15 protein-coding genes and 1 rRNA gene (1 of these 16 only partly in view) are annotated in these 15,930 nt (G+C 46.9%); 5 read left to right on the top strand and 11 right to left on the bottom strand.

Features of this window, described 5'->3' with window-relative positions; all coding sequences use genetic code 11:
- Both QRX25_RS04205 and QRX25_RS04200 read right to left on the bottom strand, forming a co-directional pair.
- A 16S ribosomal RNA gene (locus QRX25_RS04205) occupies positions 1 to 1,130 on the bottom strand; it reaches 420 nt to the left of the window's first position.
- Positions 1,131 to 1,423: 293 nt separating this feature from the next.
- Positions 1,424 to 2,308 (bottom strand): nucleotidyltransferase-like protein, encoded by an 885-nt coding sequence (locus QRX25_RS04200; RefSeq protein WP_212100726.1) that lies wholly within the window; start codon positions 2,306 to 2,308, stop codon positions 1,424 to 1,426.
- 202 nt (positions 2,309 to 2,510) lie between these two features.
- Between QRX25_RS04200 and QRX25_RS04195 the strand changes: the two genes are divergently transcribed.
- Complete coding sequence (locus tag QRX25_RS04195; RefSeq protein WP_065523257.1) at positions 2,511 to 2,864, top strand: YgzB family protein; 354 nt, start codon at positions 2,511 to 2,513, stop codon at positions 2,862 to 2,864.
- Positions 2,865 to 2,898: 34 nt separating this feature from the next.
- Here the strand turns inward: QRX25_RS04195 and perR are convergent, their stop codons facing one another.
- Positions 2,899 to 3,336, bottom strand: a complete 438-nt coding sequence (gene perR, locus QRX25_RS04190; protein WP_013351502.1) for a peroxide-responsive transcriptional repressor PerR — start codon at positions 3,334 to 3,336, stop codon at positions 2,899 to 2,901.
- 124 nt (positions 3,337 to 3,460) lie between these two features.
- Positions 3,461 to 3,934: a thioredoxin-dependent thiol peroxidase gene (gene bcp / locus QRX25_RS04185; protein ID WP_212100723.1), complete on the bottom strand. Its 474-nt coding sequence runs from the start codon at positions 3,932 to 3,934 to the stop codon at positions 3,461 to 3,463.
- 156 nt (positions 3,935 to 4,090) lie between these two features.
- On the opposite strand from bcp, the gene QRX25_RS04180 reads away from it, so the two are divergent.
- Both QRX25_RS04180 and QRX25_RS04175 read left to right on the top strand, forming a co-directional pair.
- A complete protein-coding gene (locus QRX25_RS04180) occupies positions 4,091 to 5,380 on the top strand; it encodes a glutamate-1-semialdehyde 2,1-aminomutase (RefSeq protein WP_212100720.1) in 1,290 nt (429 codons plus the stop codon).
- Between the two features lie 209 nt (positions 5,381 to 5,589).
- Positions 5,590 to 6,654, top strand: coding sequence for an aromatic acid exporter family protein (locus QRX25_RS04175; RefSeq protein ID WP_065980990.1), 1,065 nt, complete (start codon positions 5,590 to 5,592; stop codon positions 6,652 to 6,654).
- 76 nt (positions 6,655 to 6,730) lie between these two features.
- On the opposite strand, the gene QRX25_RS04170 is transcribed toward QRX25_RS04175, so the two are convergent.
- The 5 genes from QRX25_RS04170 to fabL all read right to left on the bottom strand — a co-directional run bounded on the left by QRX25_RS04170 (position 6,731) and on the right by fabL (position 10,719).
- Positions 6,731 to 8,473, bottom strand: a complete 1,743-nt coding sequence (locus QRX25_RS04170) for an ABC transporter ATP-binding protein (protein ID WP_212100717.1) — start codon at positions 8,471 to 8,473, stop codon at positions 6,731 to 6,733.
- Positions 8,474 to 8,554: 81 nt separating this feature from the next.
- Positions 8,555 to 9,085 (bottom strand): nucleoside tri-diphosphate phosphatase, encoded by a 531-nt coding sequence (gene ntdP, locus QRX25_RS04165; RefSeq protein ID WP_003155475.1) that lies wholly within the window; start codon positions 9,083 to 9,085, stop codon positions 8,555 to 8,557.
- Between the two features lie 135 nt (positions 9,086 to 9,220).
- Positions 9,221 to 9,487 (bottom strand): YgaB family protein, encoded by a 267-nt coding sequence (locus QRX25_RS04160; protein ID WP_212100715.1) that lies wholly within the window; start codon positions 9,485 to 9,487, stop codon positions 9,221 to 9,223.
- 160 nt (positions 9,488 to 9,647) lie between these two features.
- Positions 9,648 to 9,899, bottom strand: coding sequence for a gamma-type small acid-soluble spore protein (locus QRX25_RS04155; protein WP_115998014.1), 252 nt, complete (start codon positions 9,897 to 9,899; stop codon positions 9,648 to 9,650).
- 67 nt (positions 9,900 to 9,966) lie between these two features.
- Positions 9,967 to 10,719 carry an enoyl-[acyl-carrier-protein] reductase FabL gene (gene fabL, locus QRX25_RS04150; RefSeq protein WP_013351496.1) on the bottom strand — a complete coding sequence of 251 codons (753 nt, stop codon included), beginning with the start codon at positions 10,717 to 10,719 and terminating at the stop codon, positions 9,967 to 9,969.
- Between the two features lie 82 nt (positions 10,720 to 10,801).
- On the opposite strand from fabL, the gene yfhS reads away from it, so the two are divergent.
- The gene (yfhS, locus tag QRX25_RS04145; RefSeq protein WP_013351495.1) at positions 10,802 to 11,026 is read left to right on the top strand and encodes a mother cell protein YfhS; all 225 of its coding nucleotides are present in this window, start codon (positions 10,802 to 10,804) and stop codon (positions 11,024 to 11,026) included.
- Between the two features lie 6 nt (positions 11,027 to 11,032).
- Here yfhS and mutY read toward each other — a convergent pair whose 3' ends face one another.
- Positions 11,033 to 12,130, bottom strand: a complete 1,098-nt coding sequence (gene mutY, locus QRX25_RS04140) for an A/G-specific adenine glycosylase (RefSeq protein WP_212100712.1) — start codon at positions 12,128 to 12,130, stop codon at positions 11,033 to 11,035.
- A 226-nt stretch (positions 12,131 to 12,356) separates the two neighbouring features.
- Between mutY and QRX25_RS04135 the strand changes: the two genes are divergently transcribed.
- Entirely contained in the window at positions 12,357 to 13,340 is a 984-nt protein-coding gene (locus QRX25_RS04135) for a metal-dependent hydrolase (protein ID WP_065980986.1), read from the top strand.
- On the opposite strand, the gene QRX25_RS04130 is transcribed toward QRX25_RS04135, so the two are convergent.
- The gene (locus QRX25_RS04130) at positions 13,337 to 15,922 is read right to left on the bottom strand and encodes a YfhO family protein (RefSeq protein ID WP_212100709.1); all 2,586 of its coding nucleotides are present in this window, start codon (positions 15,920 to 15,922) and stop codon (positions 13,337 to 13,339) included. The two genes, QRX25_RS04135 and QRX25_RS04130, sit on opposite strands and share 4 nt — an antisense overlap.
- Positions 15,923 to 15,930 lie beyond the last annotated feature (8 nt).

The following is a 15,930-nucleotide window of genomic DNA, read 5'->3' as shown; positions in this document are numbered from 1 at the left end:
AAGATCAAGGGTTGCGCTCGTTGCGGGACTTAACCCAACATCTCACGACACGAGCTGACGACAACCATGCACCACCTGTCACTCTGCCCCCGAAGGGGACGTCCTATCTCTAGGATTGTCAGAGGATGTCAAGACCTGGTAAGGTTCTTCGCGTTGCTTCGAATTAAACCACATGCTCCACCGCTTGTGCGGGCCCCCGTCAATTCCTTTGAGTTTCAGTCTTGCGACCGTACTCCCCAGGCGGAGTGCTTAATGCGTTAGCTGCAGCACTAAGGGGCGGAAACCCCCTAACACTTAGCACTCATCGTTTACGGCGTGGACTACCAGGGTATCTAATCCTGTTCGCTCCCCACGCTTTCGCTCCTCAGCGTCAGTTACAGACCAGAGAGTCGCCTTCGCCACTGGTGTTCCTCCACATCTCTACGCATTTCACCGCTACACGTGGAATTCCACTCTCCTCTTCTGCACTCAAGTTCCCCAGTTTCCAATGACCCTCCCCGGTTGAGCCGGGGGCTTTCACATCAGACTTAAGAAACCGCCTGCGAGCCCTTTACGCCCAATAATTCCGGACAACGCTTGCCACCTACGTATTACCGCGGCTGCTGGCACGTAGTTAGCCGTGGCTTTCTGGTTAGGTACCGTCAAGGTGCCGCCCTATTTGAACGGCACTTGTTCTTCCCTAACAACAGAGCTTTACGATCCGAAAACCTTCATCACTCACGCGGCGTTGCTCCGTCAGACTTTCGTCCATTGCGGAAGATTCCCTACTGCTGCCTCCCGTAGGAGTCTGGGCCGTGTCTCAGTCCCAGTGTGGCCGATCACCCTCTCAGGTCGGCTACGCATCGTCGCCTTGGTGAGCCGTTACCTCACCAACTAGCTAATGCGCCGCGGGTCCATCTGTAAGTGGTAGCCGAAGCCACCTTTTATGTCTGAACCATGCGGTTCAGACAAGCATCCGGTATTAGCCCCGGTTTCCCGGAGTTATCCCAGTCTTACAGGCAGGTTACCCACGTGTTACTCACCCGTCCGCCGCTAACATCAGGGAGCAAGCTCCCATCTGTCCGCTCGACTTGCATGTATTAGGCACGCCGCCAGCGTTCGTCCTGAGCCAGGATCAAACTCTCCGATAATGGATCACAGACTAAGTTCACTGCATCCTGCAGTAACGTCTGTGTGATCTGCATCGTGCAGACCTTAGTTTGACTGACTACGCACATCGCTGTGCGATTTATTTAAAACTTCGAATTAACAGGTACGTTTTGTCTTGTTTAGTTTTCAAAGATCATCCCAACCTCATCTCGAGGCGACTTTTTCAGTATAACATTTCAGCAAGTTGCTGTCAAATGTTTTTTTTGTTTTTATTTCTCCGCCGCTGTGAGCTTTTTGTTGAAGCGCATCAGCGACGTTTAATAATATAACACGCTTATAAATCAGCGTCAACACTTTTTTTAAAAGAATATCCTCGATGATATACTTCCTGTCCTTTGGTTTCTATTTGGGATACTTCAATAAAGCCTTTTTCCGTCAGGTAATCAAGCATGACACCGAGATCTTGGGTGAAGTGCGCCAGTTCAGGATGCTGAAGCAATTCTCCAAACTGCCACATTTCTTTTTCTTTCATCACTTGAAAAAGATGGGCAGAACCGATTTCAGCTTTTGAATGAATGAGAAAATCATTTGCTAAGAATAATAATTCGAGTCTTTTCTCCAGGCTTTCGTGACTCTCGACAAGTTCGGAATATAACTTATACACTTGCGGCTCAATATAACGAACCTGATTCCAGACTGTCGTTTCCGGATAAAACCCCCGGTCAATCACTTCTATGCGGGCCAAGTGGTGAAGAGCGTGCACTACCGCATAATATGCGTCCAGAAAATGATCAGCTTCAAAAAACGCTTTTCCTTCTACAAACCTTCTGATCAGCTTGCCGTACTCCATTCCGATTTTTAATTTACGCTCGGCGAACGGGAATGTGCTGAGCCGGTCAGCGAGCTCAGCTATATATTCATTGCGGTCAAACAGCACCTTGCCGTTGATGATCCAATCTATAACTCTTCTGTTTGTCCCCAGCAAAATCCATTCCTGAAGCAGAGCATCCGTTACAATATGTAAGGAAGCGGTTTTGTGTTCGAATTCATAATGCTTTATAAAAAGAGGCTCTTCAGCCTGTTTGACAATGACCAGCATGACCGCATCAAAGTTATCTGTGATGGATGATGCTTTGCTCCTTCTCTCAATCATAAGGACGGCCAGCGTATCGGGATGACTTGCTCTTTCTTGGTAAATTGGACGGAGAAGATTGTCCATTACGATTCCTCCAATGCGATTGTTTCACTAGCTATTGTTTCTACATTTCTATGATAAAACATGAAAGTCCTTTTTTCTAAACACATTGCACTATTATAACAAATTTCCTTTCGGCTGCCATATTTATTCTTCCCTTTTCTTACGAGAACATGAAGAATATACCATCTTTTTTGTGCTATAGTTAAACCAGAGGGGGATGGACATGGCGAAATACTCAAGCAAAATTAATAAGATCAGAACGTTTGCGTTAAGTTTGGTTTTCGTTGGGTTTATCATTATGTACATCGGGCTGTTCTTTAAGCAGTCTGTTTTGCTTGCCAGCTTGTTTATGATTCTCGGCCTGCTGTCGATCGGGCTAAGCACTGCCGTTTATTTTTGGATCGGCATGCTGTCTACAAAAGCGGTCCGGGTGACGTGCCCCGCCTGCGAGAAAGAAACGAAGATTCTGGGCAGAGTGGATATGTGCATGCATTGCAGAGAGCCGCTTACATTGGATAAAGGGTTGGAAGGCAAAGCGTTTGATGAGTCTTATAACAGAAAAAACAGTGTGAAATAAACAAAGCTGACCGTATCAAAGCGGTCAGCTTCGTTTAATGGTTTTCTTTTTTGGAGCATTCTTGGCAGACGCCGTAAATCTCCAAGCGATGGTGGCTTACCTTAAACCCCGTTACGTGAGCCGCAAGCTGTTCAACTTCGTCAAGCCCGGGATAATGAAAGTCCACGATTTTTCCGCAGTTTTCACAAATGGCGTGATAATGGTCAGAGGTGACAAAGTCAAACCTGCTGGACGCATCTCCGTACGTCAGTTCCTTTACAAGCCCAGCTTCCCGGAATACACGCAAATTGTTATATACTGTCGCGACACTCATATTAGGGAATTTCCCTTCCAAGGCTTTATATATATCGTCCGCTGTCGGATGAGCCATAGAATCCACGAGATATTCCAGAATGGCATGACGTTGAGGAGTAATCCGGACTCCCGTATCCTTCAACGTGTCTAAGGCTTCTTTTAATTCATGTGCAGCCATCCGTCATGCACCTCTCTTCTAAAAAAGATTCTTACTTTATAATGTTTATAATTAGTGTACATCTTTTTCCGGTCTCCTGTCAAATGTAATCTGAAGAAAACCCCGTGATTTCAGCATTTGTCCATTAATTTGCCGCAATTTGTTCCAATTCGCGAAGAGCCTCCGCAACATGATCTTTCACTTTTACCTTTCTCCACTCCTTCACAAGACGGCCTTCTTTATCTAACAGAAAGGTGGATCGCTCGATTCCCATATATTCTTTCCCAAAATTCTTCTTCAGCTTCCACACGCCAAAAGCTTCCGCCAGTTTGTGCTCATCATCGACGAGGAGCTGGAAAGGAAGATCGTGTTTCTGTTTAAATTTTTCATGTCTGTCACGGCTGTCAGGGCTTACTCCAATAATGACCGCATTAAGTCCCGCAAAACTTTCGTGCTGATCACGGAAATCGCATGCTTCCGTCGTGCATCCGGGTGTCATGTCTTTCGGATAAAAATAGAGCACGACGTACTTTCCTTTAAAATCCGTTAATGATACTTCTTCTCCGCTGTCGTTCACTAATTCCATATCCGGTGCCGCTTGTCCGATTTCAATCGTCATTTCTTATACCTCCGGGTTTTTTATTAAGCGTATCCAATTCACGTTAAGATTACAACCGTTATCCCCCGCTCTTTTCTGGAAGCAAGAACCGTTGTGCTCGCAATGAAGCATGCTACAATAGAACATGATGTAAGGAGATATTAGGAGGGTCATTTTTTGTATACAAAATCAGTTGAACTTCATAAGGAAGCGTTAGAACATATCGTCGGAGGCGTGAACAGCCCGTCCAGATCCTACAAAGCGGTAGGCGGCGGTTCACCAGTTGCGATGGAAAAAGCGAACGGCGCTTATTTCTGGGATGTAGACGGGAATAAGTATATTGATTATTTAGCGGCTTACGGCCCGATTATTACCGGACATGCCCACCCGCATATTACAGAAGCGATTACAAAAGCAGCTGAAAACGGCGTACTGTACGGGACGCCGACCAAACACGAGGTCACTTTCGCCAAAATGCTGAAGGAGGCCATCCCTTCACTTGATAAAGTGCGGTTCGTAAACTCGGGTACCGAAGCCGTGATGACAACGATCCGGGTTGCACGCGCTTATACAGGCCGGACAAAAATCATTAAATTCGCCGGCTGCTATCACGGCCATTCTGATCTCGTGCTTGTCGCTGCGGGTTCCGGACCGTCCACGCTCGGCACCCCCGATTCAGCAGGTGTGCCGAAAAGCATCGCCAATGAGGTGATCACCGTTCCTTTCAATGACGTTGAAAGCTACAAAGCCGCATTGGACAAATGGGGTTCGGAAATTGCAGCAGTCCTCGTCGAGCCGATTGTCGGCAATTTCGGCATCGTTGAACCTGAAGAAGGCTTTTTAGAACAGGTCAACGAATTGACCCATAAAGCGGGCGCGCTCGTCATTTATGATGAAGTGATCACGGCGTTTCGTTTTATGTACGGAGGCGCGCAGGATCTTCTCCAAGTGAAGCCTGATTTAACGGCGCTCGGAAAAATTATCGGAGGCGGCTTGCCGATCGGCGCTTACGGAGGCAAAAAAGAAATCATGGAGCAGGTTGCTCCGCTCGGCCCGGCATATCAAGCAGGCACGATGGCCGGAAACCCGGCATCCATCTTATCAGGCATCGCCTGTTTGGAAGTGCTGAAGGAAGAAGGCGTTTATGAGCGGCTTGATCAGCTCGGCGCCAGACTTGAGCAAGGCATTCTCGCCCATGCGGAGACACATGGCATTACCATCACCGTCAACCGTTTAAAAGGCGCGCTTACGGTTTATTTCACTGATGAAAAGATCGTCAATTATGAGCAGGCGGAAAATACGGATGGAGAAGCTTTTGCCAAGTTCTTCAAGCTGATGCTTGAGCGCGGCATCAATCTCGCCCCGTCGAAGTATGAAGCTTGGTTTATAACAACCGCACATACTGAAGAGGATATCGACGCCACTTTAAAAGCGGTTGAAGATGCCTTCAGACATATGAAAAAATAACTGCCGAAACAAGCGGGAGCCCGGGGCTTCCGCTTGTTCTTTTTGTCCGATTTGTGAGATAATGGTTTTTTCAAAAAAAGACCTTGAATAATTAGCACGATCCCTGTATATTACTTTATTGTTTAGCAAATCAACCGACAGGGAAATGTAAGTGTCAGCCGTTCGTTCGGCACATAATTTATTAGAGAAAGGAATGCACGCACAAACTAATGAAACTTGGTGCCCGCATTTTTAAAACAGGGATTGCGATTACGCTCGCGCTCTACTTAGCATCATGGATCGGACTTCCGTCGCCGATCTTTGCCGGGATTGCAGCTATATTTGCCATACAGCCCTCTATTTACAGGTCTTTTCTTATCATTATTGATCAGGTGCAGGCAAATATCATCGGCGCTGTCATCGCTACGGTATTCGGACTGATTTTCGGACCGAGTCCGATTATGATCGGATTGACCGCGGTGATTGTCATCACGATTATGTTGAAACTGAAAATTGAACACACCATTTCGATTGCGCTCGTGACGGTTATCGCGATTTTGGAAACACCGGGCAACAGCTTCCTGACGTTCGCTCTGATACGAACAAGCACCGTTATTTTAGGCGTGCTGTCTTCTTTCATTGTGAACCTTGTGTTTCTTCCGCCGAAATACGAAACGAAGCTGACTCATCATACGGTTGAATATACCGATGAGATCATGAAATGGATCAGGCTGACGATGCGCCAGTCCACGGAGCACTCGATATTGAAAGAAGATATTGAGAAGCTGAAGGAAAAGATGATGAAGCTTGATCATACGTACCTTCTTTATAAAGAGGAGAGAAGCTACTTTAAGAAAACGACGTATGTAAAGTCACGCAAGCTTGTATTATTCAGACAGGCGATTATTACAGCGAATCGGGCGCTTGATATGCTGAAAAAGCTGCACCGCTATGAAAATGAGATTTATCATATGGCGGAGGAATTTCAGGAGACGCTGACAGAAGAAATCGATTATCTGCTTCATTGGCACGAAAGAGTTCTGATGCGGACGGTCGGCAAGATTAAACCGCATGATGACGATGCTGAAGAAAGCATTAGATATAAACAGCTTTTGACGAAGTCTTTCTTAAAAAACCAGCAGAACTGCGAAGATGAACTGCTTGATTACAATATGCTCAGCATTATGGCTGCGGTTGCGGAATACCGCGAGCAGCTGGAGCATCTCGATACGTTAATCACGAGTTTTCAGACATACCACCCGAAAGACAGCGAATTAGAAACAGACGATGAGTAACCCGGTGCTTCAGAAGACCGGGTTTTTTTGTATAAAAAAACTTATGCCGCCAAATCGGGCGGCATAAGTTTTTCGGTCAGTTTAAATTCTGTATCGTAAATAAGTGTCTGTACTGGCCTTCCCGCGCCATTAATTCCTCGTGTGTACCTGTTTCAATGACGGCGCCGTTTTCCATAACGACAATTTTATCCGCGTGCGTAATCGTGGACAGCCTGTGAGCGACGATAAATGTCGTCCGGTTTTTCGCAAGCTTGTCCATCGCTTCCTGAATGAAGTGTTCACTTTCAAGATCAAGAGCCGATGTCGCTTCATCCAAAATTAACAGCGGCGGATTTTTCAAGAAAACACGGGCGATGGAAATCCGCTGTTTCTGTCCGCCTGACAATTTGACGCCCCGTTCGCCGACTTTGGTATCATAGCCTTCGGGAAAGCCCATAATAAATTCATGGGCATTTGCCGCTTTCGCAGCCGCAACCACCTCATCCAAAGACGCTCCCGGTTTACCGATGGCGATATTTTCACGAATGGTCTCACTGAACAGAAATGTATCCTGAAGCACCATTCCGACTTGATTGCGGAGGCTCCTCGCTTCATAATCGCGAATATCGGTGCCGTCAATCAGCAGACTGCCGCCGGACACATCATAAAAACGCGGTATGAGGCTGACAAGCGTCGATTTTCCGCCGCCGCTCATCCCGACGAGCGCCACGGTTTCGCCTTTTGTCACCTTTAAGGAAACGTCCCGCAAGATCGATTCTTTCCCTTCTTCGTAACGGAAGGAGACATTTCGAAATTCAACCTCGCCTTTAATGCCGTCAGCTTTTACTGCATTCGGTTTATCAGTCAATTCATACGGTTCATCGATAAATTCAAATATGCGGTCCATTGAAGCGATCGACTGGGTCAGCGTTGTCGATGAGTTGATCAATCTTCTGACCGGATTGTACATTCTGTCAATGTAGCCGACGAACGCAACCATCGTCCCTACGGTCAGCGGGCCGTTTATGACAAAATAGCCCGCAAACGCGATAACGAGCAGCGGCGCCAAATCTGTAATGGTATTTACGACCGCAAACGTTTTGGCGTTCCAATTCGTATGACGGATCGCTTTGTCCAGAAAATGTCCGTTTTTTTCATCAAAATTGGCTTGCTCATAATCTTCAATCGCGAAGCTTCTGATAACGGGCATTCCCTGCACTCTTTCGTGCAAATGCCCCTGCACCTGAGCGAGTGCCTGAGAGCGCTCGCGTGTCAGTTTCCGGAGACGGCCGTAAAAGTATTTCACTGAAATGCCGTATAACGGAAACAAAATGACAGAAATCAATGTCAGTTTGACATCGAGCGTGAACATAATGCAGATGACGATCAGCACTGTCATCATATCAAGCCAGATGTTCATCAGTCCCGTTATGACAAAGTCTTTTGTCTGTTCGACATCATTTATCACCCGGGAAATGACTTCGCCCGTTCTCGTGTTGGCATAAAACCGCAGGCTCAGTTTTTGAATATGATCAAACAATACTCCCCTGATATCGTAGAGCACCCGGCTTCCCGTCCATTGCGCGAAATATTGCCGATAATACTCTACCGGGGGACGCAGAACTAAAAACAGCACAAACATGATGCCCATAATCGTGAATAGTGACGATGTTTTAGCGCTTGCCGTTCCGCCCCCTTGAATAATATCATCGACCACGTATTTTAACAGAAGCGGGAGAGCCAGCGGGATGGAGAATTTTATGATACCGATTAACACTGTGATAAAGATTTGTTTTTTATAGGGTTTTACAAATTGCATATAGCGTCTGATTACGCCCACACTTTATCCCCCTCTCTCTTTAAGGCGTGTGAGCCCATGTGAAAAACCTGTTGACACCCCAACAGGTTTTTATTGTATTCTTTATTTTGTATAGCGCAGATACCGTTCATACCACATATCAACAAATTCCGGAGCAAAAGGGCCTTTCCGCTGATGAATCCAGTGCAGCAGCGTATTCAGATACTCTTTCAGAATGCTGTCGATCTCTTTAGGATAATTCATTGATTTGCGATGATCATCATATTCATCCTCGTCCAGAATGTTATACGTCATATCCGGAAACACCTTGACATCCAAATCGTAATCAATATATTTGATGGCCTCTCCGTCATAAGCGAACGGCGAGCTGATGTTGCAATAATAGTGAACTCCGTCATCTCTCAGCATTCCGATGACGTTGAACCACTGACGGGCATGAAAGTAGCATATCGCCGGTTCTCTGGTCACCCACGTCCGTCCATCGGATTCCGTCACCATTGTCCGGTCGTTAGCTCCGATGATACACAATTCCGTACTTTTTAAAATCGTCGTTTCGTTCCAAATTCGATGAAGCAGCCCGTTATGCTTATAGCTGTGAATTTGAATCGTTTCTCCTTCCTTGGGATATCCCATATTTCTCCCCTACTTTCTGTAAAGCCCTGCAGTCAATGCAGCCGCAATTGCTTTCCGACAAGTCTTTTCACTATTATAACGTTACGAATTAAAAAATGAAAATAAAAGAACCACTCCGCTTCCGGAATGGCACATTCATTTCTGCACATAGGAAGACGGCTTTTCCTTGCTGCGATAAGACTGGATGACTTGCTCTGTCTGCCTTTGGAATAACTCCTGTATGCCGGCCAGATCTTTTCGCTTTGTCGCAATTTCGTCCTGTACATTGTCCAGCTTTGCATCTCTTTCCAGGCTGATGAGTTCCGCTTCCACCTGCCGGCAGCGGTCAAGTTCTGACTGCAGCTCGAGAAGCTGATCCATGATCTTCATCTGTTCACTTACAAGCTTTTCAAACTCTGACATCGGGTTCCTCCTTAGGCTTTTAGGTTGATACTACTTACCATTTCGATTTTCTGCCGGAAAACCCTTTGACTCATTCTGTAGAGGAATCACAAGTTTTGTCGTTTTGATAAAAGAAAAAAGCACTTCCACCCGAAGATGAAGTGCTTTTTTGTTTCAGTGATTAGCTGTTTTGTTGTTTGTTTTGCTCAGCAGATTGGTTTTGCTTTCTCACCTGCTGCGCATCAGTTTCACTGCCGAATTCAGTGCCGAATTGACCCTGACTGGAAGCTGATTGCTGGTTTTGTCTTTTCACCTGCTGAACGTCAGTTTCGCTGCTGAATTCAGTGCCGAATTGACCCTGACCGGAAGCTGATTGCTGGTTTTGTTGTTTCACCTGCTGAACGTCAGTTTTGCTGTATTTTGAGTTTGCCATTGTTATCACCTCCACGCAATTTAGAATGCGCAGGAGATGATCAGGCTATTCATCTTTTTAAAAAAACTTACACGAGCAGAGAGCGTCCGCCGTCAATAATGATGGTCTGACCGCGGATCATGTCCGCTTTTGAAGAAACTAAAAACTCCACCGTGTCGATCATGTCTTTAATTTCGACCATTCTTCCGGCCGGCGTATTTTGACGGGCATCTTCAAGCAATTCTTCTCTGTTAGGGAAATGCTTCAGCGCGTCTGTATCAATCGCTCCGCCTGAAACGGCATTCACGATGATATTTCTCGGCGAAAGCTCGACCGCCAGATAACGGGTTAATGATTCTAAAGCGGCTTTTGAGACACCGACCGTCGTATAGTTCTCAAGATAGCGGATGCTGCCAAGTGAGCTGATGCTGACGATGTGGCCGCCTCCGGTTTTTTCCATCAGCTTTGCCGCTTCCTGCGCGCAGAAAAGCAATGCTTTTGCGTTAATATTCATTGTCCAGTCCCAATGCGTTTCTTCAAGTTCCATGACCGGTCTCAGTACGCCTGAAGCCGCGTTATTGACGAATACGTCGAGTCTGCCGAAGGCTTCGTCGATCTGACGGAACATGTCTTTGATTTTTGCCGGCTGGCCGACATTGGCTTTAACGACGAGCGTTTTGACGCCGAGTTTTTCAATTTCTTCAGCTGTTTCTAACGCCGCTTTTTTACTGCGGGCGTAATTGATTACGATATTGTAGCCTTTTTCCGCGAGTCTGATGGCTGCTGCTTTCCCGACGCCGCGGCTGCTTCCCGTGATTAATGCGCATTTATTTTGTTCCATTTTTCCTCAGCTCCTTGCTGCGTATAGTTCTTTTCATTCAACAAACAATAAAAGCATTACCTGTTGAAAGGGGTCTTTTCATATGTATGTCGGACGTGATATGGGCGAATTGGCCATGATGCCCAAAAAAGATTGGAAGGATTCAGAGCTCGCCTATTTCCATCATGCCTTCCAGCAAATTATGCCGTATTTAAACGAAGAAGGCCAGTCCAAGTACCGGGAGCTGATTCAGGAAATCGAAGCCCGGGGCGGACTGAAACGGAATGAGGCGGATTACGGCCACGGCACACGCGTCAGCTATGACTGACGCTTCTTACCGGCGGCCGCCTTCGTCCGCCATTTTCCAAATCTTTTGATGGGAAACGGGAAAAGCGTATTCTTCGAGTTCCCCTTTTGTGACCCGTATTAATTCTGATGAGTCCGACACTTGTTTTACTTTACCGAAAAAGACCGAAATATTCCAGACGAGATGAGTGAAAACATGTTCTACGATGCCTTCCAGCTCTCCGATTTCAGCGGTTGTTCCCATTTCTTTTTCTAAAAAGGCTTCGAGCTGTTCTCGTTCGGTTTTGGTTCCTTTTTGGGTTTCGGTATTCGGAAACTCCCACAGATTGGCGAGCAATCCTTTTGGCGGCCGTTTATGAATATAGACATTGTCTTGGTCGTCTGTCAGCACAACGGCGGCCATTGTTTTTACTCCGGGTTTTTTCTTTTTGCTTTTAACGGGCAGCTCCCTCTCTGTCCCTTCCGCAAATGCCGAGCAGTGCTTTTGCACGGGGCACAGCAGGCAGGACGGAGATTTCGGGGTGCAGATGATCGCGCCGAGCTCCATTAAACCCTGATTGAATTCAGATGGTTTTTCATGAGAAATGAAAGCTGATACCGCCTGTTCGAAAATCGTTCTGGTTTTAGGTTTTGCGATATCGTCCCATATGGAAAGAATTCTCGACATGACACGCATCACATTGCCGTCTACGGCGGGAATCGGTTTGTTGTATGCGATGCTGAGCACGGCGCCTTTTGTATAAGGGCCGACGCCTCTCAGTCCGCCGAATTCCTTTTCCTCAGCAGGAACGACTCCGCCGTACCGCTCGTGCACTTCCTGTACGGCGCTTTGCAGATTTCTCACACGGGAGTAATAGCCTAACCCTTCCCAGGCTTTGAGCACTTTTTCCTCATCGGCTTCAGCAAGCGCCGAGACGGTCGGAAACTGCTCAACAAACCGCCGGAAATAAGGAATAACGGTTTCTACCCGCGTCTGCTGCAGCATGACCTCTGACACCCACACCCGATACGGGTCCTGATTTTCTCTCCATGGCAGAATTCTCTGTTCTCTTTCGAACCATGTAATTAAGTCCTCGCGAAATTTGTCTATATCTTTTTGTTTCATTTTTTCTTCAAGTGCGTTCATATCTTCTCCTCAGATGTTTCGGGTCCCGCTTTTCTTGACACTGTATTTTGGTGTAAACTAAGGGCACGTTACGATAATATGTTACATTAAATAGAGATAAAGAAAAAGCGGAAACATATGAAAACGGCTGATACACGCCATGATTGGGCAAACAGAAAATGGGGAATATCTTATAATGTGAAATATGCGGGCGGACTGATTTTTAACGCCTGCTAGGAGGTCACCAATGGATACTGGCACTCACGTTGTCATGGGCATCGCGCTTGGCGGAATCGCAACTCTTGATCCTGCCGTCGGCATGCATACCCCCATGTCTCAGGCAGTTATGATCGCCGCTCTTGCCGGCTCTCAGGCACCTGATATTGATACCATATTGAAGCTGAAAAATAATGCAGTTTATATTCGAAATCATAGAGGATTCACGCACTCCATTCCCGCCGTTTTATTTTGGTCCATTCTGATTCCTGGCATTTTGTTTATATTTTACCCGGAAGCGAACTTGCTGCACTTGTGGCTGTGGACGCTTCTGGCTGTCGTTTTGCATGTATTTGTGGACATTTTTAACGCGTACGGAACGCAGGCCATCCGCCCGTTTTCGAGAAAATGGGTCGCTCTAGGTATAATCAATACCTTTGACCCGTTTATTTTCGTCAGTCATTTGGCCGCCATTGCCGTGTGGTATATCGGAGGTCATCCGGGCGTGACATTTTTGACGCTGTATATCATCCTCGCGGGATATTACGCCGTCCGGATTTTCATGCAGCTGCGGATAAAGCTGCGGCTGCGCGAGATGATTGAAGAGGAGATTGAAACCATCATCATTTCGCCGACAATGAAATTCAGGCAGTGGCGTATCGCCGTAACGACGGCCCATGCCTTTTATGTCGGCAGAAGCCTTGACGGGCATGTTGTGATATTGGATACATTCAACCGTGTGCCCGTTCCGGAAACCGATGTGATGAAAGCGGCGAAACAGGATGAAAATATTGCAGCCTTTCTTTCGTTTTCCCCTGTTTACAGGTGGGAGGTCGATACCTTTAAAGATCATTATGAAGTGCGCTTTATTGATTTGCGCTACCGGAGCAAAGGCCACTATCCTTTTGTCGCCATCGTCCACCTCAGTCATGATTTAGAGGTTCTTTCTTCTTACACGGGCTGGATTTTCAGCGAGGAAAAACTGCAGAAAAAATTAAAGCTCGGCTCTGTTTAAGAGCCGGGCTTTTTCTGTCTTCTCACATATATGACGGCAAACACGAGACTGATCACCGATATAGCGGCCGCCGGTTTAAAAAACGGCGGATAATACGTTAATTGAATATCATTTTTTCCTTTTTGCGCTTTAAATCCGATAAAGGAATAATCCGCTTTTTCAATCTGTTCTTGTCTGCCGTTTATTTTCAGCTCCCAGCCTTTTTCATATGGAATCGGAAGCATGATATACGGCGCGCGGGTTTTGTTTTCATACGAAATATGAAGCGTGTTTCCGCGCCAGCTGAGATCGGCCGGCGGTTCTTTTTCCGCTTTTCGGTATGCGCTTTTCAGCGTCGCGTACCGTTCTTCGTATAGCGCCAGTCTGTCGAGCTGATACGATCCTTTCGGCAGCCGGATTTGGATGTTTTTTGTTTTCGGCACTCTGACGGTGAGATCGTTGACACCTGTTTTATAAATGGATTGGTTCGATTTTCTCGTTGTCGTGTAATCGTTCACTTTTAATGTAAAACCCTGGTCCTTCGCTTTGTTCATTAAATAAAAGCTGACGTAATAATCTCCGCCGTCAGCCGCGGCGCCGTGCGGCGTAATGATCAGGCCGCCTCCGTCTTCGTTTACCGTCAGGATGCCGTCATGATAATCCGCATGTTCGGGGGTTATCTCTGCCTGACGGATGATATTTTCCGCTTCTGGCGCTTTTTTCGTTTTTGTTGTGTTCGATTCCGTGATGATCCCGTCAAGCATTGCCCGTTCCCTGGCAAGGGCGGGCGCTTTTTTCAGGTCGTCCTCGTTATATACTCGATCGGCAGTCCGTACGAACGGGAGTACATATTGATTTTGATAAACCGCATAGCGGGATGATTCCATGATCTTTTTGAACCCGTACGGCACGCCGGCCTCGTTTGTTTTTTCCGTCATATAGTATTTGCCGTAAAGCAGGCTGTATAAATTAGCCCTGTTTCCTAATGTCGCATAGCGGCTGACACTTTCTCTGCCCATGTCAATCTGGAGGTCGTTCCAGTAGAAGGACAGCAGATTGCGGTTCAGGATGCTTGAGTAAACGCTGAATCCGTTGAACCCGTATATGATCGGGGTATTATTGAATACGCCGTTCATCCAATCTAAACGGGCAAAGGGGTCCGGGTCTTTTTCTTTCAGACGCTGAATGAGCTCTGCTTGTTCTTTGCCTTTATAGTCAGGGCCCGTCATGAATGTATGCGATACCGTATAAATCTTCCCGCCTTCTGATAAAGCATATTTTTCATATGTATTGGCCGTCAGCACCGCAGTCAGCAGAATGACGCCATAAACGGCGGGCACCGCGCCTTTCAGTCTTGCCTTTGCTGCAAAAAAAGCGGCAATGGTCAGCCCCAGAAGAAGCAGGATGGGCAGGTAGGCGTGATCAGAAATATCCAGGCTGAACCGCCTCACCTGGCCCCAATAGAGCAGAACGACGAGCACGGCGGACATCAGCATACTCTTCCTGCTGATGTCCGAAAGCTTAGAAAGCCCTACTGCAACCGTTCCTGCAACCGTGAAGCACAGGACGTATTCAAACCTGTTTTGCGGAGCTGAAAAACCGTTAAAGGCGCTTGCCGCAAACGGACTGAAGTGAAACACTGTATACAGCAGACTGATTCCCGCAAACAGCCGGAACAACCGGTTTTTGTATAAAGAAAATGTAAATAGAAAAAGCAAAAAAGCCGCCGGCAGGATGATAATCCGGCTTGAAAATAAAATGTTGTCGGAAAAATCAAGCCAATCAATATGCTGTGAATACGGCGGCCGCAGATTATGAAGATATCCGTACACGACAGGGATAAAAGAGACCGCGCTTATACCGAAGCCGAGCAGGCCTGACAGAATAAACATCCGGCATTGAGTGAGCCTTTTCGCCTCATTGTCTTCAAGGCGGATGATCCAACGGAATAAGATGTAAATGCCGATGAAAATCAGATTAATATACGCAAAATAAAAGTTGTTGATCAATGTCAGCGCACAGGCGAAGATAAACCACGCCGGCTTTTTTTCCCTGATGATCTTTTCCGCGCCGAACACGAGCAGCGGCAGCCACACCATACTGTCAGTGAAAAAGTCCCAATACACCTCATGCCGGAAGTAAATAATCGAACTCCCATACAAAACGGCTCCGACAAAAGCAGGCACCGGCCGTTTGACGAAATAGCGGAACACACAGGCCGCCGTGAATATGATGAAACTCTGCTTGGCGATGCTGATAAAAACGGAGGCCTGCGCCCAAAACAGCGCATCTGCCTCGCCCGACAGCTGAATAAGCTGCAGAATGCGGACAGCGGCGGAAATAAACAGAAAAAGAAAAGAAGTAGAGAAATAATAGCCGAGCTGACTGTACACTCCCCCGCCCAGCCCGAACGAATAGCTGTAAAACAGCCTGCCGTTCATATATTGGTCAAACAGCAGCTTTTTGAAGACCGCCATTTGGGCGATCCCGTCTCCAGACCCCGTCATATAGCGGCCTGCCGACCACTCTTTTAAGAAAAAAACATGAGCGGCTGCCGCAGCCAGCACACAGGCAACCGGCAAGATCCATTTATTTTTTTTCATACAACGTC

This window comes from Bacillus sp. L381, assembly GCF_030284525.1.
Classification (GTDB): domain Bacteria; phylum Bacillota; class Bacilli; order Bacillales; family Bacillaceae; genus Bacillus; species Bacillus amyloliquefaciens.
This window is presented reverse-complemented; position numbering and strand designations above follow the sequence as displayed.

Excerpts from the sequence above, each read along its gene's own strand:
- QRX25_RS04200 (WP_212100726.1), bottom strand. The coding sequence starts at position 2,308 with ATGGACAATCTTCTCCGTCCAATTTACCAAGAAAGAGCAAGTCATCCC.
- QRX25_RS04195 (WP_065523257.1), top strand. The coding sequence starts at position 2,511 with ATGGCGAAATACTCAAGCAAAATTAATAAGATCAGAACGTTTGCGTTA.
- perR (WP_013351502.1), bottom strand. The coding sequence starts at position 3,336 with ATGGCTGCACATGAATTAAAAGAAGCCTTAGACACGTTGAAGGATACG.
- bcp (WP_212100723.1), bottom strand. The coding sequence starts at position 3,934 with ATGACGATTGAAATCGGACAAGCGGCACCGGATATGGAATTAGTGAAC.
- QRX25_RS04175 (WP_065980990.1), top strand. The coding sequence starts at position 5,590 with ATGAAACTTGGTGCCCGCATTTTTAAAACAGGGATTGCGATTACGCTC.
- ntdP (WP_003155475.1), bottom strand. The coding sequence starts at position 9,085 with ATGGGATATCCCAAGGAAGGAGAAACGATTCAAATTCACAGCTATAAG.
- QRX25_RS04160 (WP_212100715.1), bottom strand. The coding sequence starts at position 9,487 with ATGTCAGAGTTTGAAAAGCTTGTAAGTGAACAGATGAAGATCATGGAT.
- QRX25_RS04155 (WP_115998014.1), bottom strand. The coding sequence starts at position 9,899 with ATGGCAAACTCAAAATACAGCAAAACTGACGTTCAGCAGGTGAAACAA.
- fabL (WP_013351496.1), bottom strand. The coding sequence starts at position 10,719 with ATGGAACAAAATAAATGCGCATTAATCACGGGAAGCAGCCGCGGCGTC.
- yfhS (WP_013351495.1), top strand. The coding sequence starts at position 10,802 with ATGTATGTCGGACGTGATATGGGCGAATTGGCCATGATGCCCAAAAAA.
- mutY (WP_212100712.1), bottom strand. The coding sequence starts at position 12,130 with ATGAACGCACTTGAAGAAAAAATGAAACAAAAAGATATAGACAAATTT.
- QRX25_RS04135 (WP_065980986.1), top strand. The coding sequence starts at position 12,357 with ATGGATACTGGCACTCACGTTGTCATGGGCATCGCGCTTGGCGGAATC.
- QRX25_RS04130 (WP_212100709.1), bottom strand. The coding sequence starts at position 15,922 with ATGAAAAAAAATAAATGGATCTTGCCGGTTGCCTGTGTGCTGGCTGCG.